Source organism: Vibrio sp. V15_P4S5T153, assembly GCF_963874485.1.
GTDB lineage: Bacteria > Pseudomonadota > Gammaproteobacteria > Enterobacterales > Vibrionaceae > Vibrio > Vibrio anguillarum.
Map to the genome: position 1 here is coordinate 62444 of NZ_CAWNHR010000021.1, position 21838 is coordinate 84281.

Annotated in this window: 19 protein-coding genes and 2 pseudogenes; 18 read left to right on the top strand and 3 right to left on the bottom strand. The window is 42.9% G+C overall.

Going from position 1 to position 21838, the window contains the following annotated elements; genetic code table 11:
- Positions 1–32 precede the first annotated feature (32 nt).
- The 9 genes and pseudogenes from AACT42_RS23015 (at position 33) to AACT42_RS23050 (ending at position 8167) form a co-directional block, all read left to right on the top strand.
- A complete protein-coding gene (locus tag AACT42_RS23015) occupies positions 33–338 on the top strand; it encodes an Hpt domain-containing protein (protein WP_019282211.1) in 306 nt (101 codons plus the stop codon).
- 4 nt (positions 339–342) lie between these two features.
- Positions 343–1518: an HDOD domain-containing protein gene (locus tag AACT42_RS23020; protein ID WP_064626201.1), complete on the top strand. Its 1176-nt coding sequence runs from the start codon at positions 343–345 to the stop codon at positions 1516–1518.
- A 36-nt stretch (positions 1519–1554) separates the two neighbouring features.
- Positions 1555–1920 (top strand): response regulator, encoded by a 366-nt coding sequence (locus tag AACT42_RS23025; protein WP_019282209.1) that lies wholly within the window; start codon positions 1555–1557, stop codon positions 1918–1920.
- Positions 1917–2498 (top strand): chemotaxis protein CheC, encoded by a 582-nt coding sequence (locus AACT42_RS23030; RefSeq protein ID WP_088729652.1) that lies wholly within the window; start codon positions 1917–1919, stop codon positions 2496–2498. The genes AACT42_RS23025 and AACT42_RS23030 overlap by 4 nt, the downstream gene beginning before the upstream one ends.
- A 9-nt stretch (positions 2499–2507) precedes the next feature.
- Positions 2508–3150 (top strand): annotated as a pseudogene (locus tag AACT42_RS24865) (PAS domain-containing protein); the annotation flags it as partial.
- Between the two features lie 65 nt (positions 3151–3215).
- Positions 3216–3815, top strand: a pseudogene (locus AACT42_RS24870) (sensor histidine kinase); the annotation flags it as partial.
- Between the two features lie 26 nt (positions 3816–3841).
- Positions 3842–5173, top strand: a complete 1332-nt coding sequence (locus AACT42_RS23040) for a sensor histidine kinase (protein ID WP_088729650.1) — start codon at positions 3842–3844, stop codon at positions 5171–5173.
- A 4-nt stretch (positions 5174–5177) separates the two neighbouring features.
- Positions 5178–6836, top strand: coding sequence for an EAL domain-containing protein (locus AACT42_RS23045; protein WP_094132202.1), 1659 nt, complete (start codon positions 5178–5180; stop codon positions 6834–6836).
- The gene (locus AACT42_RS23050; protein WP_094132203.1) at positions 6812–8167 is read left to right on the top strand and encodes an HD domain-containing phosphohydrolase; all 1356 of its coding nucleotides are present in this window, start codon (positions 6812–6814) and stop codon (positions 8165–8167) included. The genes AACT42_RS23045 and AACT42_RS23050 overlap by 25 nt, the downstream gene beginning before the upstream one ends.
- A gap of 42 nt (positions 8168–8209) precedes the next feature.
- Here the strand turns inward: AACT42_RS23050 and AACT42_RS23055 are convergent, their stop codons facing one another.
- Together AACT42_RS23055 and AACT42_RS23060 are read right to left on the bottom strand one after the other, a co-directional pair.
- On the bottom strand, positions 8210–9913 hold the full coding sequence (locus AACT42_RS23055) for an FAD-dependent oxidoreductase (RefSeq protein WP_094132204.1): 1704 nt from the start codon (positions 9911–9913) through the stop codon (positions 8210–8212).
- Between the two features lie 52 nt (positions 9914–9965).
- On the bottom strand, positions 9966–10151 hold the full coding sequence (locus AACT42_RS23060) for a YgaP family membrane protein (protein WP_017042380.1): 186 nt from the start codon (positions 10149–10151) through the stop codon (positions 9966–9968).
- 132 nt (positions 10152–10283) lie between these two features.
- On the opposite strand from AACT42_RS23060, the gene AACT42_RS23065 reads away from it, so the two are divergent.
- The 6 genes from AACT42_RS23065 to AACT42_RS23090 all read left to right on the top strand — a co-directional run bounded on the left by AACT42_RS23065 (position 10284) and on the right by AACT42_RS23090 (position 17418).
- Positions 10284–10613 (top strand): ArsR/SmtB family transcription factor, encoded by a 330-nt coding sequence (locus AACT42_RS23065; RefSeq protein ID WP_013867870.1) that lies wholly within the window; start codon positions 10284–10286, stop codon positions 10611–10613.
- A gap of 30 nt (positions 10614–10643) precedes the next feature.
- Positions 10644–11063 carry a YeeE/YedE family protein gene (locus AACT42_RS23070; RefSeq protein ID WP_013867869.1) on the top strand — a complete coding sequence of 140 codons (420 nt, stop codon included), beginning with the start codon at positions 10644–10646 and terminating at the stop codon, positions 11061–11063.
- Between the two features lie 10 nt (positions 11064–11073).
- Entirely contained in the window at positions 11074–11532 is a 459-nt protein-coding gene (locus AACT42_RS23075) for a YeeE/YedE family protein (protein ID WP_017047210.1), read from the top strand.
- A 56-nt stretch (positions 11533–11588) separates the two neighbouring features.
- Positions 11589–12608 carry an efflux RND transporter periplasmic adaptor subunit gene (locus AACT42_RS23080; protein ID WP_411848012.1) on the top strand — a complete coding sequence of 340 codons (1020 nt, stop codon included), beginning with the start codon at positions 11589–11591 and terminating at the stop codon, positions 12606–12608.
- Between the two features lies 1 nt (position 12609).
- The gene (locus tag AACT42_RS23085) at positions 12610–15756 is read left to right on the top strand and encodes an efflux RND transporter permease subunit (protein WP_094132206.1); all 3147 of its coding nucleotides are present in this window, start codon (positions 12610–12612) and stop codon (positions 15754–15756) included.
- Between the two features lie 231 nt (positions 15757–15987).
- Positions 15988–17418, top strand: coding sequence for a transporter substrate-binding domain-containing diguanylate cyclase (locus AACT42_RS23090; RefSeq protein WP_094132207.1), 1431 nt, complete (start codon positions 15988–15990; stop codon positions 17416–17418).
- Between the two features lie 126 nt (positions 17419–17544).
- Here the strand turns inward: AACT42_RS23090 and AACT42_RS23095 are convergent, their stop codons facing one another.
- Complete coding sequence (locus AACT42_RS23095; protein WP_254918491.1) at positions 17545–17670, bottom strand: hypothetical protein; 126 nt, start codon at positions 17668–17670, stop codon at positions 17545–17547.
- 292 nt (positions 17671–17962) lie between these two features.
- Here AACT42_RS23095 and nrdD point away from each other — a divergent pair, with 292 nt between their 5' ends.
- From nrdD to AACT42_RS23110, 3 genes are all read left to right on the top strand, one after another.
- The gene (gene nrdD / locus AACT42_RS23100; protein ID WP_094132211.1) at positions 17963–20083 is read left to right on the top strand and encodes an anaerobic ribonucleoside-triphosphate reductase; all 2121 of its coding nucleotides are present in this window, start codon (positions 17963–17965) and stop codon (positions 20081–20083) included.
- A gap of 23 nt (positions 20084–20106) precedes the next feature.
- Positions 20107–20574, top strand: a complete 468-nt coding sequence (gene nrdG, locus AACT42_RS23105) for an anaerobic ribonucleoside-triphosphate reductase-activating protein (RefSeq protein WP_094132208.1) — start codon at positions 20107–20109, stop codon at positions 20572–20574.
- Between the two features lie 62 nt (positions 20575–20636).
- Positions 20637–21818, top strand: a complete 1182-nt coding sequence (locus AACT42_RS23110; RefSeq protein ID WP_013867862.1) for an amino acid aminotransferase — start codon at positions 20637–20639, stop codon at positions 21816–21818.
- Positions 21819–21838 lie beyond the last annotated feature (20 nt).

A 21838-nucleotide genomic window follows, 5' to 3' on the forward strand; every position in this document is an offset into this window, starting at 1 on the left:
TGCAGTATTTTTCACCAGAGAGGGTGGCGGATATGGTTGGTGAAGAGAATGTGAATGAGATGCTGTGCGGCTATCGAAAAAGCCTGTTGGAAGCTTTGAACAAACTTAGCAATGCGTTTTGTGGCAACCAAGTTGAGGTGATTCACCACATTTCACACACCATGAAATCGTCATCTCGGTTTGTCGGAGCGGATGTATTAGCATCTGAATTCCAGAAACTTGAAGCCGCAACTGATAATCTAACCAATGTTACTCAAGACACCGAGTTTTCAATCAGTTCGATCAATGATCAAAGTAAGTTGTTGTTGGACGAAATCAACCAATATATGAATAAATAAAACGATGAAGCTAAGTGAGAATCAAATGGAAAAAGTACATTTGAAAGTCATGTGCATAGATGATGATGTTTTTATGCTTAAAGCCATTGCTCGTTTGATCAGGCGTATTCGTCCAGAATGGGAAATTATACTCGTTTCAGAGCCACTAGATTGGTTGTCAGAATGGAATAAGCATAATTGCCAACCGCCAGCCATTATCATTTCAGATTTACTCATGCCGCATAAATGTGGCGATGAGCTTTTAAAAGAGGTAAAGCAGTCTTACCCGCAAGTAGTGAGAGCTCTTTTAACTGGGAATACGCAGGAGAATTTGCCTCAAAAAGCGCATGCGTATTCCCACTTCGTACTGCCTAAGCCATTCACTCAAGAGGACTTTGAACGCTTATTTGAATGTACCGAACGTCTTTATCAAATGCCGTTTAACAGTGAGTGTCGAACTAAACTCGGAAGCTTGAAAGATCTTCCGGTGTTACCCAATTCGATACACCGTTTACAACAAACTATTGCCTCTCCTACTTGTGATCTTCAATCGATAGCAGACACCATTAGCCATGAGCCTGTATTAGTTGCACGAGTGTTTCAAATTGCCAATTCTTCTTACTTGGGTTTTCGTCGAACCACAGATTCATTATCGGAAGCTGTTGGACGTTTAGGCGCGACTTTAGTGGAGAGTATCGCCATATCGTTATTGAGCCATCACGCTAACAGCTTAGTTTCAAAAAAGGCCCACCAAGATATTTCAGAACAGGCGCTGAGGGTGAGCTATATATCCCGTTTACTGGCTAAAAACTTGGGGTACTCTCTACAAGATAAAGATCGGGTGTTTGTCTCAAGCTTGCTTACCGCAATCGGAAAATTGATTTTGATGGAGGAAGGCGCTGATATCCATAATGTTGATTCTTTCTTGGAGCTTCAACAAGAATATGCTGATTACTACATAGTAACGGCATATATGCTGATGATATGGGGATACGGTTCAGAGATTGGAGAGATCGTTCTTAATCAAAGTAAGAGTGATTTTTTTTCAGATGACAAATCTGTTGTACTTGGCAGTATTGTGGGGCTTGCAAATCGTATAGAAACATGTAAGGAAAATGAGAGCTACCAAACACTGATTGACGGTGTACCAAGTTCCATTGCAAGCGTATTAGTTGAGCTAAAACCCATATTTATTGAGTAATTATATAATTACTTTTTTTGGTTAGAGGGAGCGAACATGGCAATTAAAATTACAATAGCAGACGATTCAAAGATGTCGAGAAAAGCGGTAATGAGGGCGATTCCTGAAGAGTGGGATGTGGAAATCAACGAAGCCCAAAATGGCAAAGAAGCCCTAGTCAATTACCAAAATGGGTGCGCTGAAGTGATGTTTTTAGATTTGACCATGCCAGAAATGGATGGCTTCCAAGTCCTTGAATATTTGCATAGCATTGATGCTAAAAGTATTGTCATTGTCATTAGTGCCGATATTCAACCTTTTGCTCAGCAGCGCGTAAGAGAACTCGGTGCAGTCACCTTTTTGCAAAAACCACTTGACCCAGCACAGCTAAAACAAACATTGCACGAGGTAGGACTATTATGACAATGGCACTTTCAGAAGACCATAAAGACGCCCTGCAAGAATTTATGAATATCTCAATGGGCAGAGCAGCAAATAAACTGGCTACCTTACTTAATTTACACGTCACTATATCTGTACCCAGTATTGGAGTGGCAACGGATGAGGATTTAGCGCAACTGCAATCTTATGAAGCCGATTATTACTACACTCGGCAGTCTTTTTTTGGTGGCATGGATGGTGAGTTAGTGACCTTAATGAGCAGAAAAGGCTGTGAACAGATAGTGAGCGATCTAAAACAATCAACAGGTGATGCTCAAGATGTCGTGAGCCTAGAGGAGAGCATTTTAGATATCTCGAATATTTTATCTGGTGCAAGTCTAAAAGGTCTATGTCAGCAAATAGACATAAAAACTAAAATTCAGTCTCCAGTGCTGTTTTATCCGTCAACACAGCCGCTCCCCATTTCTCAGTGGAAGCTATCTTTAATTATGGAAATCTCTTTTTTAGTCGAAAAAGCGTCATTCTCTGCTAAAACCATCATCTGTTTTGCAGACAACGAATTGGATAAGGTACTCATTCACCTCGATGAGTTGATGTAGGAGTTTGGAATGGGAAAAAGCCGCTTACTGCTTTCTGATCTGCTGGATCAACTCTCTTTTGCGTTGTGCATAGTACGGCAGGATTACATTATCGTGAAAGCGAATGACTATTTCCAATCCCGAGTCATTTTTGATGGTGATGTGATGCAAGGAAAGAACATACTTGAACTATTTCCCCATTCCGCAGACTACCTTAAACGAAAAATTGATACGGCATTGGTGATTGAAACTTCAAGCTTTAGTAGCTGGGAGCAAAAGCCTCATCTACTGCCCTTTAAAAGCTCCCGCCCTGTATCGGGCGAAGAAGATCAGATGTATCAAGATTTGGAGATCATCCCTATTCATAGTGAAGATGGGACCATCGAGCATGTTTGTATATGTGTCTATGACGTAACGATACAAGCTAGCCAGCAGCAGGAACTTAAGCGCATTTCTTATCAATTAGAGCAAGAACATCAAGCGCAAAAAGTGTTGATTAAAAAACTCGAAGATGCTCAAGGACAACTACTGCAATCAGAGAAAATGGCCTCTATTGGGCAGCTTTCGGCAGGCATTGCTCATGAGATCAATAATCCAGTGGGTTTTATCACATCCAATATTCAAACACTTAGTGACTATTTTCAAACGCTAGCCGCTGTTTTAGAAGGGATAAAACAACAGGTTTCACAAGCAAATAATACTGTTTTAGCGGCAAAGTGTGAGTCATTACTACAAGAGAAACAGATTGATTTTATTTTAGAAGATACGGCTGATTTGATTTCAGAATCACTAGAAGGTTCATCTCGAGTAATGGCCATTGTGAAAAATTTAAAAGAGTTTTCACACGTTGATGGTTCTGAATGGAGCTACGCAAATTTGGAAAACTGTATCGAATCAACGCTGAAAATCATCAATAACGAAATCAAATACAACATTACTTTAGAGAAAATATATCAAGAAAACGTGCCTGAAGTGTATTGCCAGCCAATGCAGATTAACCAAGTCCTTCTTAATATTCTTGTCAATGCAAGTCAGGCGATTGTCGGAGAAGGCACCATCACCATCTCATTAGCCAAGTTAAATGAGAAACAGGTAGAAATTCGCATTAAAGATACGGGAAGCGGTATTCCTGATGCGATTAAAGATCGCATCTTTGAACCCTTCTTTACCACCAAAGCTGTTGGGTCCGGCACAGGATTAGGTTTATCAGTTTCGTACGGGATCATCAAAGGTCATAAAGGCACCATTGCAGTTCATAGTGAAGTGAATAAAGGTACTGAATTCATCATTACGTTACCGATAGACGCAATCGAATTGGCTACACTAGCAATAGAGTGAAAATGATCGTTATCTGATTAGGGAGTATGCATGTGAGTAAAGCCCAGCAACAGGAAGAAAATAGACGCTTTCAAGAAGAACACAGCTTGGACTCAACATTTCACTACGTCGTACTTTCTTTGCTAGGAGTTATGTTTTCAAATCAATCACAAGAAGACAAGTTAGATCAGTTTATTACTCATGTTCAGCCTTTATTCCCTAATACACATATCGTGCTATTTTCTTACAATTCTGAGCAGAGGCTCAAGATACTGCGTTCTAGTTTTCCAATCACCGATGCAATGAAGTTAGGCACATACCCAACCTTAGCCGATACGGAGTTTAGTTACTTCCCTGATTTAGCCAATGATGCGGGGAAATTCTCAGACTATCACAATGACTTTCCTGCTTGGAAAAGTGGCGTTACCTTTTCCGTCTCCTCTCCGACGCGGCGCTATAGCCTGTTTCTTGCGCGAACAACGCTGAATGCTTTTGATTTAAGTGAATTAGAAAAAATCCAAGAAGGCATGTTACTGGTTGAGATGGCCTTAAAATTACTGTCGTCTATGCGGGAGAGCAGTAGCGATCTTCAACGAAATGAGCAAGATGCAAAAAGGGTTTCTTTAGGTAAATTGGCCGCCGGTGTTGCGCATGAAATCAATAATCCACTCGGCTTTGTGATGAGTAATTTCAACACGTTAAGTTCCTATCTTGCCCAAGTGAAGGCACACCCAGAGATCCAGCAGATCAACGACCGTCAGTTGGCAGAAATACTAGATGATAGCGAGTCTATCATTGTTGAAAGTTTAGAGGGGCTTTCGCGTATTAAAAACATTGTAGCGAGCTTGAATGTGTATTATCACGAGTCCAAATTATCAGTTGGAATGGTCGATTTAAGAGACGTGGTTAGCTCTGCAACTAATATGGTGTTGGGTGAAATGAAGCTGAAAGCACGCTTAAATTATGAACCTCCTCAAATACCATTTTATGTTCTAGGGCAAACCCATAAGCTCCAACAAGTACTGATTAATTTGTTAGTCAATGCGTTACAGTCATTCTCTCATACTGATGGTGAAGTCACTGTCGCCTTGTATATGGAAAACAGCTTATTAATCGAGAATAAATCGAGTGTCTGTCTATCTGTATGCGATAACGGTAAAGGCATTTGTCCGGAAGATTTAGTGTACGTTTTTGATCCTTTTTTTACCACCAAGCGTATCGGTGATGGCGCAGGACTTGGATTATCTGTTGCGAAAGAAATCATAGAAGAGCACCTCGGAAAAATTGAAATTCAGTCGACGATAGGTCAAGGAACCTGCGTCTATATTCGTTTACCGCTTTATGTTGCACCTCATCATTCGATGAAAGGATTGGGGTAATTGTATGTTTCGATATAAAGAAATTCTGCTTGTAGATGATGAGCCAGCGGTACTTAAAGCTTTAACTCGTGAATTCAAACCGCATTTTTCTGTGGTTCATTGTGCGAGTAGCGGCCTTGAGGCTCTGACTATTTTAGAGCGGCACCCTATCGAAATTGTGATTTCTGATTATCGAATGCCTAATATGGATGGGACAGAGCTGGTCGTCAATATTCGCAATAAGTATCCTCATGTTGTAACCATTATTCTATCTGGTCAAGCTGACATCAAAGGTTTGTCTCGTGCTTTGAACGAAGGGAAATTGCATCGTTTTCTCCAAAAACCATGGGATAGAGAGGAGCTGATTGAAACCATACGTTTGAGTTTATTGGAGCGTGAAGCATTGCTAGGTAGTGATGTGCTGACGAACTTAAAAAACCGGCGTACGTTAGATGAACAGATTATCGAATTGAAAAAACATGGTGACTCCTCATACGCTTTGGTCATGGTGAATATTGCTAATCTAGACGAAATTAACCATCAATACGGCGGAGCGCTTGGTAATCAATTTATTAAAACGCTGGCGTGGCATCTGAGTGATGGTAATACAGAGCCGGAAACCATATATCGCTACAAAGATAAGCTGTTTATGTGCATTCCATACAGCCCCAAAGGTTATCAAGTTGTGATGCGCCTATGTTCGCGACTCTCTCAGCCTGTTGAAGTCGACACACATCTTATTAAAACCAGATACACGGTTTTGCTCTGTGATGTCAAATCGTTGCATCAAGTCGATGATATATCTATTGCTGACCTTAATGAACGCTCGCGAGTGCGTTTGCATCATCAACTGCCGATTTACTGGCTCGATAATGATCCTCAATCCCGAGAGTTATTGGCGCTATTTTCTGTATTAAACGATATCGATAGACGCTATTTCTGCGCGTTTTATCAGCCGCAACTGTCGACGGTAACTGGTGATGTTTGTGGATTTGAAGCATTAGCTAGGCGCAAAACAGTTGAGAATGGGTGGCAATATCCAGCCAGCTTCTTACCCATAATTGAACAGTATGGTTTAACTACAGCGTTGACCGAAAAAATATTGGAAGACGTACTGATGTTCATCAAACAACATCAGAAACTAATTAAAGATCGAAATATCAGTGTTAATGTGCCTGGGAACATGTTGATAAATGGGCAATTTTACGAATTATTGACTAAGCTAACTACAAAGCTCAGTTGCGGTTTGAATAATTTGTCAATAGAGATAACGGAGCATGACTTTATTGAGGATTTTATTCAGGCGAAACAAGAACTCAGTAAACTGAAAGGGTTGGGATTGAGCTGTGCACTGGATGATTTTGGAACTGGATATGCGGGCTATGAATATCTGTGCGAAATGCCTTTTGATGTACTTAAAATTGATGGGCGATTTGTTCAAGCAATTGGCAAATCAGCGTCCAATGAAGTTATTTTGAGGGCAATGATAGACAGTGCTGAATCACTTGAAATGGGAGTGATTGCCGAATGGGTTGATACTCAGGAGCAAGCAGATAAATTGAAAACCTTGGGCTGTTCCATTATCCAGGGGCATTTGGTGAGTCAGGCATTATCATCAGACGACGTGGTCAGCTATTTGTCTAGAATGGAGGAGGATCGATGGAAAATGTCGCACAAAAAATAGCAATTAGTGGTGATAGACTTAGCCTTCTACTGCTAGATGATGAGAGCGAAATTCTAAAATCACTAACGAGGGTTTTGCGTACAGATTATGACATAGTTTCTTTTAATAGCGGAAAGGAAGCCTTGGAATATTTAGATCAACATGAGGTCTCTATTATTATCTCTGATATGCGGATGCCAGAGATGGATGGTGCCGATTTTCTCGCAAAATCAAAAGAATTATATCCTGAGACGATTCGTATCCTTCTTACTGGATACAGCGATATTCAGTCAACCGTAAGGGCAGTAAATTCCGGCGGAATTCATACCTATATTGGCAAACCATGGGATAACGAAAACCTAAAATTGATCGTTTCAAAAGCAGCGGAGTTTTATCGTCTGACAAAAGAGCGAGAACATTTGGCTATTGAGTTAGAAAAACGCAATAGCGAGCTCGAAGTGGTGAATCTAGCCTTGGAGGACAATAACCGTAAGCTGGCTGAATTTAATCAAGATTTAGAGCAGAAGGTAAAAGAGAGAACGTTAGAGCTGCAATCATCTAATAAAAAGTTAGAACATTTATTGATAAGTCGTAACAAGACGTTTAAAGATATACTAGGTATGGTTACTGCGATCATTCAATATCGAACGGGACACCCAGCCGATCACGCAGAGCGTATTGCCAACCAAGCGAAGGTAGTAGCGCAGCGGCTAAAACTACCTGAAAGCCAAGTAAGTCATGTCTATTTGTGTGGTTTGATGCACCAAATAGGATTAATCGGTGCGAAAGATAAAGAACTTGAAAAGTTGATTGTTGATCCAGAAACCTCAATTCCTCAGAGTCCTAACGCCAATTCGGTATTAGGCGCCAAGATTTTAGGCCGAATTAAGCGCTTTGAGCCATTAGTCGAAATCATTCGCCACCAAGATGAGTTGTATAACGGTACTGGTAAGCCAAGCCATTTACATGGTGAAGAAATACCTTTGTGTTCACGTATTATTAAAGTGGTTAAAGATTATGACTACTATATTGCATCACCAAATAATCCACGTCGTATGCATACCAAAAGTGCGCAGAGTTATATAAAAGAGCAGGCTGGAACCTTATATGACCCCACAGTCGTGGATGCTTTTTTAATGGTAGTAACTTCGTTAAAACACTTGGAGGATGGCCTAGAATTGTGCATCGGTTTGAGTGAAGTGAAACCGGGTATGAAAATTAAGCGTGATTTGTACTTACCTAATGGAAACTTAATGTTGACCGCTGGCAATCAAATTAACTCAGCTTTGTTGGCGAAATTAAAAGAGCTTGAAGAACAGACTAATATGCCAATCGCGGTTTACATCGGTTAATTTAAAAAGAGTGCCGCATCAGCAGCACTCTTTTGAATTTTTTTATTGTTTTGCAAACAGATAAGTACGGAACCCGCCAATCAAGTTACGTGCTTTAAAGCCATTATTAGCCAGTTGGCGGTAGGCTACATTACCGCGCAACCCGACTTGGCAATAAATGATGATCTCTTTGTCTTTGGGCAGTTCATTCATACGTTGACGAAGTTGGTCGACCGGGATATTGATGTCGCCTTTGAGATGATTACCATTTTCACGTTCACTTGGATTACGTACATCCAAAATAATATGCGTGTCACTTAGCGAATCGATTTGATCAAAATGGATGGCTTTTGCATCGCCTTTCATTATATTTGTTGCGACAAAAGCTGCTTGGTTAATTACATCTTTCGCGCTGCCGTATGGTGGCGCGTAAGTCAGCTCTAAATGTTGTAGTTGTTCTACTGTCATACCTGCACGTTGAGCGACAGCCATCACGTCGATACGCTTGTCGATGCCATCTTTACCAACCGCTTGTGCCCCGAAGATTTTGCCTGATTTTGGATCGAACAGCATTTTGAACGACACCACTTCAGCGCCCGGATAGTAGCTCGCATGGCTGGCTGTGTGAACGTACACTTTTTCGTATTCAACACCGTCACGTTTCAGTTGCTTCTCGTTTTTACCTGTCGATGCTACAGCTAATTCGAATATTTTACAGATGGCAGTTCCTTGTGTCCCTTGATAGCTTTCGTTACGACCAAGCATGTTATCAGCTGCCATGCGACCTTGGCGGTTGGCAGGACCTGCGAGTGGAACCAGTGTTTGTTTGCCTGTAACAAAATCCTTTTCTTCGATCGCATCGCCGACGGCGTGAATCGCTGGATCGCTGGTCTGCATCTGTTCGTTCACCCAAATGCCACCAAGTTCACCGAGTTGTAAGCCCGCTTCAGCAGCCAGTTTGGTTTCTGGACGCACACCAATCGCCATAATCAGGATGTCAGTGGTGAGTATTTCACCATTGCTGAGCACAAGATCCAGTTCACCTTCGATGTGTTTGTGCTCCAGAGTTTCACCCGATTCTGTGCTAGGTAACGTTGCCGCTGGTTTATATTCGACCGATTTTAAGGCAACACCTAAACGTAAATCGATGCCTTTAGCGCGAATCTCAGCATGAGCAAAGCCCGCCATTTCACTATCGACAGGTGTCATTACCTGATCAGCCATTTCGATCAGCGTGGTTTTGATACCGAGGTGATGGAATGCTTCCATCATTTCCAAACCGATAAAACCACCGCCGACGACAGTTGCATGCTCAGGTTTATTCATTTGCAGCGTCTGGATGATTTTATCCATATCTGGAATGTTGCGCAGCGAATGGGTCAGTGGGTTTTGAATCCCAGGAATCGACGGGACAATAGGACCCGCTCCAGGGGAAAGCAGCAAAAAATCATAGCTTTCTTGGTACTCTGACTGATCGAGCAGATTGCGTACAGTGATGGTTTTCGCTGCACGATTAATGCGCAGCACTTCATTCATAGTGCGCACATCTACATTAAAACGCGCTAAAAAGCTTTCCGGTGTTTGTAGCAGCAAATTGCTGCGCTCTTTGATGTCACCGCCGATGTGATATGGCAAGCCACAGTTAGCAAATGAAACGAAGGGGCCCCGCTCAAACATAATGATTTCAGTTTCTTCGCTGAGTCGACGAGCACGAGCCGCTGCGGATGCACCACCCGCGACACCACCAATAATCACAATCTTAGTCATAAATTACTCCAGTAAAATTAAACAAAAGCGGCATGGTAAGGTAAGTAAATCCTCAGTGCAGGCCAAGCTTTTTCAAGAAAAAGGCCGCTGGACAAATCCCTGTGAAAGCGCTTTGAATTAAGTTCACTCCAACAAATACCGTTAGCCAAATAAAGTTTGAATGGACAAACACAGTTAAAACGATCGACAGCAGTACCATGCTGCCCGCCAATATTCTTACCCCATTTTCAATCGTCATGTTGTTACCCTCCGTTGTAAATTAAAGTCACTATAAATTTATTGATTAGCAATGTCTAATGTTAATTTATCTAATTTTGGATAAGCTAAATAAGCGTTGACTAAAGCTCATTCATTAGTATTATCTAATTAAATGCAATGCGAAGGGGGAATGATGGAGATCACATCAGTCAATGTGGAGCAAATGAAAACAAATGCGATAGAGGTTTCAGAGTTGCTTAAAACGATGGCCCACCCTGAGCGTTTGATGGTGCTTTGCCAGTTAATTAATGGTGAGGTGGGCGTTGGAGAATTGCAGCAAAGCTCGATGTTAAGTCAATCAGCCTTTTCGCAACATTTAACCGTGCTTCGTAAGCAAAATATGATCAAAGCAAGAAAGGAGTCACAGCAAGTCTTCTATTCGCTATCGGATCCGCGGGTTGTACAGCTTATTCAAAGTTTGCAGACTGTTTTTTGTAATTAGTTCATTTGTCATAGGTTAAAAGGATAAATAATGTTGTTTTCTATTCCTTGGGAATCGTTGTTAGGTGGTGTTTTACTAGGGATATCAACTTCACTCATGTTGCTGTTTAACGGCAAAATTGCTGGGATAAGTGGGGTATTAACGGGATTGATGACGCCTAAAACGCGTGATTTTGCATGGCGTTTGTTATTTGCACTTGGCATGGTAACTGGTGGTGCTATTGCCGTTTGGTTTTTAAATGCACAAGTGCCGCAAACTTTTAACTTTAATAACGGTGTTTTGGCGCTTGCTGGCCTATTAGTTGGGGTAGGCACTCGATTAGGAAATGGTTGCACCAGTGGCCATGGCATCTGTGGTGTTGGTCGACTATCCACTCGCTCTATTGCGGCGACAGGTACCTTCATGGGCGTTGCTGCCATTACTGTGTTTGTACGCCTTCATCTTCTATAAGTGAGTCAAAATGAATCAGATGTTGTTTAGATTAACCTCGTTAGTGGCAGGTATTTTGTTTGGTGCGGGTATGGTTATCTCAGGAATGGCCAATCCAGCCAAAGTCGTAGGTTTTTTGGATGTGGCTGGTTCTTGGGATCCAAGCTTAATGTTTGTGATGGGAGGCGCATTAGCCGTTTTTATGCCGACCTATTTCATCGTTATTAAAGCAAGACAGCAGCCTATAAACGCAGAAAAATTCTGTTTAGCGACGACTCGCAGTGTTGATACCCGGCTTATCTCTGGTGCTGCGATTTTTGGGTTAGGTTGGGGATTAGTGGGCATCTGTCCAGGGCCAGCACTATCAAGCCTTGCACTGGGTAATATTGAGGTATGGCTATTCTTTGTCTCAATGATGGTTGGGCTTGGTGCAACTAATTTGTTGATCTGCATTAAGAATAATAAACAACAGCAAACGCAAACGGTTTAATCTAACTAGAATTCAATAAGCAAGTGGAATCGTAACGATCAACATGAGGGATGGGTATGAAAAGGCGAATTTGGATTGCGTGTATTGCCTTAATCACGAGCGGTTATTGGGCCGTTGGCTATGCTGATGATCGTTATATCGTGACCTATGAGCAGATACCACAGCAGATTGCATTTGAAGGTGTTGTCCAGCCAGTTAACAAAGGGACAGTTGCGGCTCAAACCTCTGGTCGAGTCGTTGGTGTGTATGTCGACGTTAACGATTTTGTTAAAAAGGGCGACGTGCTATTAGAAATCAGCGCTATTCAGCAATCGGCTTCTTTAGACGCATCTCAAGCTCAGTTAACCAGTGCAGAGGCTCGAAATCGTGAAGCTCAAGCTCAACTAAAGCGTTATCGACTGCTGTTTCCTAAAGGTGCGATTTCACAAGACCAAATGGATGGCGCTGAAGCTCAAGCTCGAAGTGCTGCTGCGGCCGTCAAGGCGGCAAAAGCCGCAGTCGTGCAGGCGAAGGAGTCACTTGGATACACCAATATTACCGCCCCTTATGATGGTGTCGTGACGGAGCGACATGTAGAGCTGGGTGAAACGGTGGCTCCGGGTACTGCGCTGCTCAGTGGTTTCTCATTCAATGAGTTGCGTGTTGAAACGGCCATTCCGCAGCGCTATCAGCCTGCAGTCACCAATGTTGCTCAATTCCAAGTCATTATGCCTACGGGCGATAAAATAACCCCAATCGATTACAGCTTATTCAGTTATGCAGACCCTCAATCACATACATTCAAAATCCGTCTCGAGCTGCCTCGTGCAGATCAAACTAACAAGTCCGGGCAAGTGATGCCAGGAATGTGGGTCAAGACAGAGTTTAATTATGGTCAACGTGAGGTGATGCTCATTCCTGTTGCCGCTGTGATTCGCCGAGCAGAACTGAGTGCCGTATATCGCATCGTTGATGATAAACGACTGCTAAATCCAGTGCGATTAGGGCAAACCTATGGTGAATATGTGGAAGTATTATCTGGCTTGGAACAAGGCGATACGGTTGCAAGCCGTGTATTTACACAAGTAGGTGAGTGATATGGATAATCGTTTAGGCGTCTCAGGACGTATTGCCAAAGCTTTTCAGACTTCAGCGATGACGCCGTTGCTCGCGATTGTTGGGTTACTGATGGGCGTTTTTGCGGTAATGGTTACTCCTAAAGAAGAAGAGCCGCAAATCGATGTGACCTTTGCCGATGTGTATATTCCTTTTCCCGGAGCTTCTCCGGCGGAAGTGGAAAGTTTAGTGACGAACCCAGCAGAGCAGATCATCTCTGAAATTGAGAGAATTGATAAAATTTACTCTTTTTCACAACCCGATGGTGCGATGATTGTGGCTATCTTTGATGTCGGCGTTCCTAGAAACGACGCCGTGGTTCGTATTTATAATAAACTCTATTCCAATAAAGATTGGATGCCAAAAGGCGTTGGGGTGGGCGAGCCGATCATTAAACCTAAAGGCATTGAAGATGTGCCTATCGTCAGCATTACGTTATCCGATAAAACGGGTACTTTGGACAACCAGCAGTTAACGCAAGTGGCCCATGGTTTAGAAACAGAGCTCAAACGCATTGATGGTACACGAGATATTTATACGATAGGTCGCCACCCTACTATTGTTGATGTACGTTTAGACCCCGTTAAAATGAACAGCTTTGGCATCACGTTAGATCAACTGAATCAGCATCTTCCTGCGGCGAACCACAGCTCTCCAATGTTGAAACTGACGCATGAAAATCAGCAGTTTCCCATCCAAATTGGTCAGTTTTTAACAAAAGTTGAAGAAGTAAAGCAATTGGTGATTGGGCTGCATAACCAGACACCGGTATATTTAGCGGATGTCGCTACGGTTCAATTGGGTGTTGATACATCAACCCAACAAGTTTGGACCAGTGATAAGCAAGGTATTTATCCAGCAGTTACCTTAGCCATCGCTAAAAAAGGAGGTGAAAACGCCGTTCGTGTGGCTGAGATGGTTGAGGCTCGAGTTGCAGAACTTGAAAATCAGTTAATTCCACACGGAATCAGTGTTGAAATCACGCGTGACTACGGGAAAACCGCCGCCGATAAAAGCAATACATTGATCGGTAAATTGATTTTTGCAACCACTGCAGTCGTTATTTTGGTGGTTATTGCGATGGGATGGCGCGAGGCTATCGTGGTCGGTATGGCTATTGTTGTCACCTTGATGATGACACTGTTTGCATCATGGGCATGGGGTTTTACACTCAACCGGGTCTCGCTTTTTGCGTTAATTTTCTCTATTGGCATTTTAGTGGACGATGCCATTGTTGTTGTGGAAAATATCCACCGTCATATGGCGTTAGGTAAGCGCAAGCTGGTGGATCTCATTCCTACGGCGGTTGATGAAGTGGGTGGACCCACAATCCTTGCCACCTTAACCGTGATTGCCGCACTATTGCCAATGGCCTTTGTCTCTGGGCTTATGGGCCCGTATATGAGCCCAATTCCCATCAATGCTTCGATGGGAATGCTGATTTCATTGGCGGTTGCATTTGTCTTTTCACCTTGGTTAGCGGCCAAGTTTCTTAAGCCTTCATCGCATCAAGCACAATCTCAATCAACTCAAGGCATCTTTCACCGAATCATGAATCCTTTCGTGGTCTCGGCTGCACAAAGACGTAACCGCTTTTTCTTGATGCTTGCGGTATTTGCGCTTATTGCTGGCTCCCTATTACTGCCAATCACAAAGGCCGTGGTTTTAAAAATGCTGCCTTTCGATAATAAATCAGAGTTTCAAGTGGTATTGGATATGCCTGAAGGGGCGTCGCTTGAGAAAACGCAACGCGTTTTATTTGAACTTGGCGCGGTGTTAAATAGCGTACCTGAAGTCAGTGGGTATCAGATTTACGCAGGTACAGCCGCACCGATCAACTTCAATGGCCTTGTGCGTCATTATTTTATGCGCAATCAAGCCAACCAAGGCGATATTCAGGTGAACCTGTTAGGGCGAAAAGAGCGCGATAAAGATAGTCATACGATTGCAAGTGAGGTACGCCCCAAGCTTAATGAGGTTGCCAGCCGATTTGGCGGTAAAGTCAAAGTCGTTGAAGTTCCACCGGGGCCACCCGTTTGGTCACCTATTTTAGCGGAAGTTTATGGTCCGACACATGACATTCGGGCACAAGCGGCAAGGATGCTACGCGGGATCTTCCACGAAACAGCGGATATTGTCGATATCGATATGTATCTACCGGAAGTGCATCAAAAATGGCAAGTAGTGATTGATCGCAGCAAAGCGTCACACTATCAAGTACCTTATGCTTCGATAGTCGATGCTTTGGCGACGGCCGTCGGTGGAAAGCCGATCACCTATTTGCACAGTGAGCACAGCAAGTACCCAATCCCCATTCAAGTGCAAGCTAGTGAAAATGTCAAAGTCCGATTAGATCAAGTGTTGAACATGAAAGTAGGGAGCACTGCGGGCAGTGCATATCCACTGTCTGATTTAGTCACTATTCGCCAAACTCAAATGGATGACTACATTGTGCATAAAAACCTGTTACCAATGGTGATGGTGGTGGCGGACATGACGGGTGAAATAGACAGCCCCTTATACGGTATGTTTGAAATGGTGTTCAACATCAATGCACTTGGCCTACCTGTGGAACAGTATTATATCCACCAACCTACAGGGTTAAATGGTGTCGAAATCTTCTGGGATGGTGAATGGACGATCACTTATGAAACATTCCGCGACATGGGCATTGCCTACGCGGTTGGGATGATCCTTATTTACTTACTGGTTGTCGCGCAGTTTAAGTCCTACCTTGTTCCGTTGATCATTATGGCTCCAATTCCACTGACGATTATTGGCGTCATGCCCGGCCATGCGTTACTTGGTGCTCAGTTCACCGCCACGTCGATGATTGGGATGATAGCACTCGCGGGGATTATTGTACGTAACTCCATCTTGCTGGTTGATTTCATTAATCAGCAGGTTGAAGAAGGTGTGGCATTTTCCGAAGCGGTTATTCAGTCGGCGGCTGTTCGTGCTAAACCCATCATGCTTACCGCTTTAGCGGCCATGATCGGGGCGGTATTTATTTTAGATGATCCCATTTTTAATGGCCTAGCCATTAGCCTGATTTTCGGCATCTTTGTTTCTACCGTCTTAACTTTATTGGTTATTCCTGTTTTGTATTATACGGTTATGCGTCATTGATCTTTCTGTTCTAACTATTCCCTTGCTCTAACTATAAAAAGGGCGCTGAGTAGTCAGCGCCCTTTTTGTCAGCTTTAAAATGTCAGCAGGCAATGGATATTAAAAATGCAGTTTTAAATAGGTAGATTACGGATAAATTCGCTATGATTATAACTAAAGGTGTTTCATAACAAGAAAAACGGTGCAAGCTTAATCGTGTTTGAGTCAACTAAACTCCCCAGTTAGGAAAACATGAAACTGAAATCTGCGTTATTGATGATATTTTCTCGAGTGATGGCTGTATTGGCGCTGCAGCTTCCAGTCATCGCTTCTACGGCAGAAGTCGGTGAACCACTCTCCAGCGAGCATGATCTTTCTCAACCTCTGCTTATTACAAGCTCAGCCAAGTGGAAACCGTATTCGTATATTAATAAGCAAGGAGAGCCTGCCGGGATCTTAGTCGATTATTGGAAAGTCGTTGCTGAGCAAAGCGGGTTCGATGTTGAATTTAAACTAGTAAGCTGGAACGAATCACTAGAGCTGGTTAAACATGGGCAAGCCGACGTTCATGCGGGTCTAATTCAATCACCTGAGCGAGATCTGTTCCTCGATTTTGGACCTGAAATTATGGCGATCGAGACGCACGTATTCTTAGATCAATACTTACTCGGTACGGATTTTGACAAAATATTTTCAGGTGAAATCGATATTAAGGTTGGCGTTGTATTGGGTGGCTATGAGGCGTATTACGCAGCTCAATATTTACCTAAATTAAACTTGGTCTACTTTGCCACGAATGAAGATATGTTGTATGCCGCTTCCAGTGCAAAATTAGAAGGGTTTATTAGCGATTATCAAGTCGCTAATCTCTTTATGTTTACAGAAAATAGCCAGAAAAAATATGTGCCAGTTAAGTTTCTCTATTCTGAGCCGTTGCGCTTTGGGGTGAAAGAGGGCAATGACGTTCTTTGGCAGAAGCTCGCAAATGCGACAGATAAGGTATCTGATGCCTCTAAAATGCAGTTATTTAGTCGCTGGATCTACATGGAAACGGTTTACCCAAAATATTTTATCCCGATCATCATTAGCGTAGCTCTGATGGTTCTCTGTATTTACATCTTGATGTTAAGACGCGCAATCATACATAAAACCATCGATTTAGAGAGAGCAAATCACTTGCTAGAGAATTTGGCGCAAACTGATGAACTAACAAAAATCAGTAATCGCCGACACTTCCAATCAAAGATAGCAGAATTGCAAGGAACTCCCGTTCCCTTCACCTTATTGGTATTTGACATTGATAACTTTAAGCTAATCAATGATCAGTTTGGCCATGAAGTGGGTGATCAAGCCATTATTCATGTGGTTAGACATGTACAGCGAAAGTTATCCAATAATGACTTTATTGCTCGTTTAGGTGGAGAAGAGTTCGGCATTATTCTTACTCTCTATACCTTTGAAGAGGTCAAATTGAAAGCTCAATATATCTGTCAATCTGTCTATGAAAATCCAATGCGAGTAGCCAATGATACCATCACGCTCAGTATCAGTTTGGGTGGCGCCTATTACGATCTTGTTCCTGATAAAGTCTCACTTACTGTTGCGGACAGTTTAATGTACCAAGCCAAGTCGGCGGGTAAAAATCGTGCTGTAGTTGTTAAAGTCGATCAATGTGCGGATTGAACATTCCTATTAACTTCATTTCGGCCATCTATTATCACTTGGCTCGCCCGAGGACAGTGTTTCAAGAAAAGCCATTCCAAGAAAAGTATGGATGATGTTTTTTGGCAACGAAATGACCTCGATTAATCATGAAATAGTGTGCTGGAATTCGACATTCCATGTCGCTAATGTGAGACTTTGTGCCCAAGTCGCGAAAGAGGGGATAAAGAGTATTGCTGCCGCTAATCGACACACACCTTTTGATTTTAACATCGCAATCCCTCACTGATCGAATGTGAAGGCTTCGCCCATCAGGTTTGGTGAAATTTCAAGAGGGAAAATCAAAAATTTGCAATTTTCATCGTTTCTTTTCTAAGTGAGATCTACTACCCCAAGATCGCATTGATCTTGTTCAATGCTCGGTTTTTATTGATCCAAATCAATACCCTGAGTTGGGAGTTTTCGTTAAATGCACCACAATATATTGTGTCAGTCGGATAATAAACTGCTCTATATAGTGTGTTTGTGGATAACTCTGTGAGTATGCTAGGGGTAAGGAGAAATGGTGAAACCTATCGTAATCAAACGTGACGGATCGAGAGCCCCGTTCAACCGTGATCGCATTCAATCTGCCGTCGAAAGTGCAGCTGAACATATTGATAAAGAGATCGCTATTTACGCACTCAATGTGGCGTTAGCGGTAGAACTGAAGCTCAAAGATTACGATGAAGTCCATATCGCCGAGATTCAAACCTTAGTAGAGAACGAGCTAATGCAAGGGCCCTATAAAGCATTAGCTCGTTCATACATCGAGTACCGACACGATCGTGATATCGCGCGTGAAAAGCAAAGCGCCTTGACGCAAGAGATTGAAGGCCTTATTGAAGAAAGTAATGCCGATCTGCTCAATGAAAATGCGAATAAAGACGGCAAAGTGATCCCAACGCAGCGTGACTTACTGGCTGGTATTGTGGCGAAACACTACGCTAAAACCCGCATTTTACCGCGTGATATTGTGCAAGCGCATGAAGAGGGTGATATCCACTATCATGACTTGGATTACGCTCCCTTTTTCCCAATGTTTAACTGCATGCTGATTGATTTAAAAGGCATGCTCACTCATGGCTTTAAAATGGGTAATGCGGAAATTGATACGCCAAAATCAATTTCAACCGCCACTGCAGTGACCGCGCAAATTATCGCTCAGGTTGCGAGCCATATTTACGGCGGCACCACCATCAATCGTATCGATGAAGTGCTTGAACCGTATGTGACAGCCAGTTACGACAAACATTTAGAAATAGCAAAAGAGTGGGATGTTCATCATCCCGAAGCCTTTGCTATGTCTCGTACAGAAAAAGAGTGCTACGACGCATTCCAGTCACTTGAATATGAAGTCAACACTTTGCATACCGCGAATGGGCAAACTCCGTTTGTCACTTTCGGCTTTGGTCTAGGGACCAGTCGGGCCTCTAAATTGATTCAACAGTCGATTTTGAAAAATCGCATTGCTGGCTTAGGCAAAAATCGTAAAACGGCTGTATTCCCTAAATTGGTATTTGCCATCAAAGATGGCTTAAATCATAAAGCGGAAGATCCAAATTATGACATCAAACAACTCGCATTAGAGTGTGCGACCAAACGCATGTACCCGGATATTCTCAACTACGACAAAGTAGTTGAAGTGACTGGTTCATTCAAAACCCCAATGGGTTGCCGTAGCTTCTTAAATACCTATGAAGAAGGTGGTGAGCTGATTCACGAAGGGCGGAATAATTTGGGGGTAGTCAGTCTCAATTTGCCTCGTATCGCGCTGAAAGCGGGCCGAAATATTGAACAGTTCTACACATTACTCGATAAAAAATTAAAACTGGCTCGCCGTGCTTTAGAAACTCGCATCAGCCGCCTTGAAAAAGTCAAAGCACGCGTCGCGCCTATTTTGTATATGGAAGGGGCATGTGGTGTTCGATTAAAAGCCGATGATTCTATTGCCGATATATTCAAAAATGGCCGAGCATCTATCTCTTTGGGCTACATCGGTGTGCACGAAACCATTACCGCGCTCTATGGCAGTGATACACATGTTTATGATGATAGCGAACTGCGAGATCGCGCGTTAGATATTATTAAATACCTGAAAGGGGCCGTTAACCAATGGGCGGAAGAAACCGGTTACGCATTCAGTTTGTACGGTACGCCAAGTGAAAACCTCTGCAGCCGTTTCTGCCGTATCGACACCAAAGAATTTGGTGTGATTGAAGGCGTAACGGATAAAGGTTATTACACTAATAGCTTCCATTTGGATGTGCAAAAGAAAGTTAATCCATACGATAAGATTGATTTTGAGATGCCATATCCAGAGGTTTCAAGTGGTGGTTTTATCTGTTATGGAGAGTTTCCGAATATGCAGAAAAACATCGAAGCGCTTGAAAACGTTTGGGATTACAGTTACAGCCGTGTTCCTTATTATGGGACCAATACGCCAATTGATGAGTGCTATGAATGCGGTTTTACTGGCGAATTTGAGTGTACGAGTAAAGGGTTTACCTGTCCTAAATGTGGTAATCACGACTCATCCAAAGTCTCCGTAACCCGCCGCGTGTGTGGCTACCTTGGTAGCCCAGATGCTCGTCCGTTTAACTTCGGTAAACAAGAAGAAGTTAAACGTCGCGTTAAACACTTGTAAGTGATAGTGAGTAACCTGTTGGCATGAATTATCACCAATATCATCCGATTGATGTTGTGAATGGGCCGGGAACGCGTTGTACGCTGTTCGTCTCCGGCTGTGAACATCAGTGCAAAGGATGTTACAACAAAGGGACTTGGTCGCTGCATTCTGGCCACACTTACCATGAGCAACTAGAGCAGCAGATCATCACCGACTTGAACGACACGCGCATCAAGCGCCGAGGATTATCCTTGTCGGGTGGTGATCCCTTACACCCGCAAAACCTTGCTTCTATTTTGCAGTTGGTTAAACGAGTAAAGACTGAATGTGTGGGGAAAGATATCTGGTTATGGACGGGATATACCCTAAACGAACTCAGTGATGCTCAAAGACAAGTCATTGAATATGTTGATGTCTTGATTGATGGAAAATTTGAACAGGATAAAGCCGATCCAAGCTTAGAATGGCGAGGCAGTGCCAATCAAATAATCCATCAATTTAAACTGTAAAAATTATGTATCTAGTGCTAACTTGAAGGTCATTACTTGAATTTCAAAGGGTTGTGACCTTCATGTTTTCACATTTACCAACACCAACACTCGATCCAATACTTTCATTATCGGTTGCATACCGCAACGATCCTCGCAGCGAAAAAGTTGACCTAGGCATTGGCGTTTATCGTAATAGCCAAGGAGAGACGCCGATTATGCGCGCCATTGCCAAAGCGCAAGAGCACGTGATTGCCACACAAACCACTAAATCGTATGTTGGACTTGCTGGGTGTGAAGAGTTTAACCAAAGCATGGTGAACTTATTATTGTCTGGCACTTCAGTGCTTGATCGTGTGGCTGCGATTCAAACGCCCGGAGCAAGCGGTGCGCTGCGTATGCTCGGTGACTTAATGCACGTAGCACAACCAGAAACGACGGTGTGGATTACTGACCCAAGTTACGTCAATCATAAACCTGTGATGGAAGCTGCGGGTTTAAAAGTGAAATATTATTCTTACTTCTGTCGCGAGACTAAGCAAGTCGATACTGCACGGATGCTTGATGATTTATCGCAAGCAGGGCCAAAAGATGTGGTGCTTATCCATGGTTGCTGCCATAACCCAACTGGCGCGGATATTGATTTCGCCGCATGGCAAGCGATCACCAGTCTTGCGCAGAAAAATGGCTTCATCCCTTTTGTTGATGTTGCCTACCAAGGGTTTGGTGAAGGTCTTGAAGAGGATGTGAAAGGGCTGCGTTTTATGGCAAACAACGTCGAAGAGATGTTGATCACTACCTCTTGTTCAAAGAACTTTGGTCTCTACCGAGAACGAACTGGTGCCGCGATTGTTGTCGGTAAAAACGCACAAGATGTAGCGAATGCAAAAGGTAAATTACTAACGTTAGCACGTTCGACCTACACTATGCCGCCCGATCATGGTGCTGCACTGGTGAAAACTATTTTACAAAATCAAGCATTAACCGCGATTTGGAAGCAAGAGTTAAGTGAAATGCAACAGCGTTTGTTAAACCTGCGTCAAACCTTGTGTAATCATTTGAGAAATCAGCACAATACTTCACAATTCGATTTTATCGAAAGTCACAAAGGGATGTTTACTGTGCTAGGCTTTACTCCAGAACAGATGGCTCAGCTACGTGATCAATATGGAATCTATGGGGTAGGTGATGGCCGAATTAACATTGCAGGCTTATCAGAACAACATATTCCGTATGTTGCTCAAGCCATAGTGAATGTCTCTTAAATATTTATCAGTTTGATTAG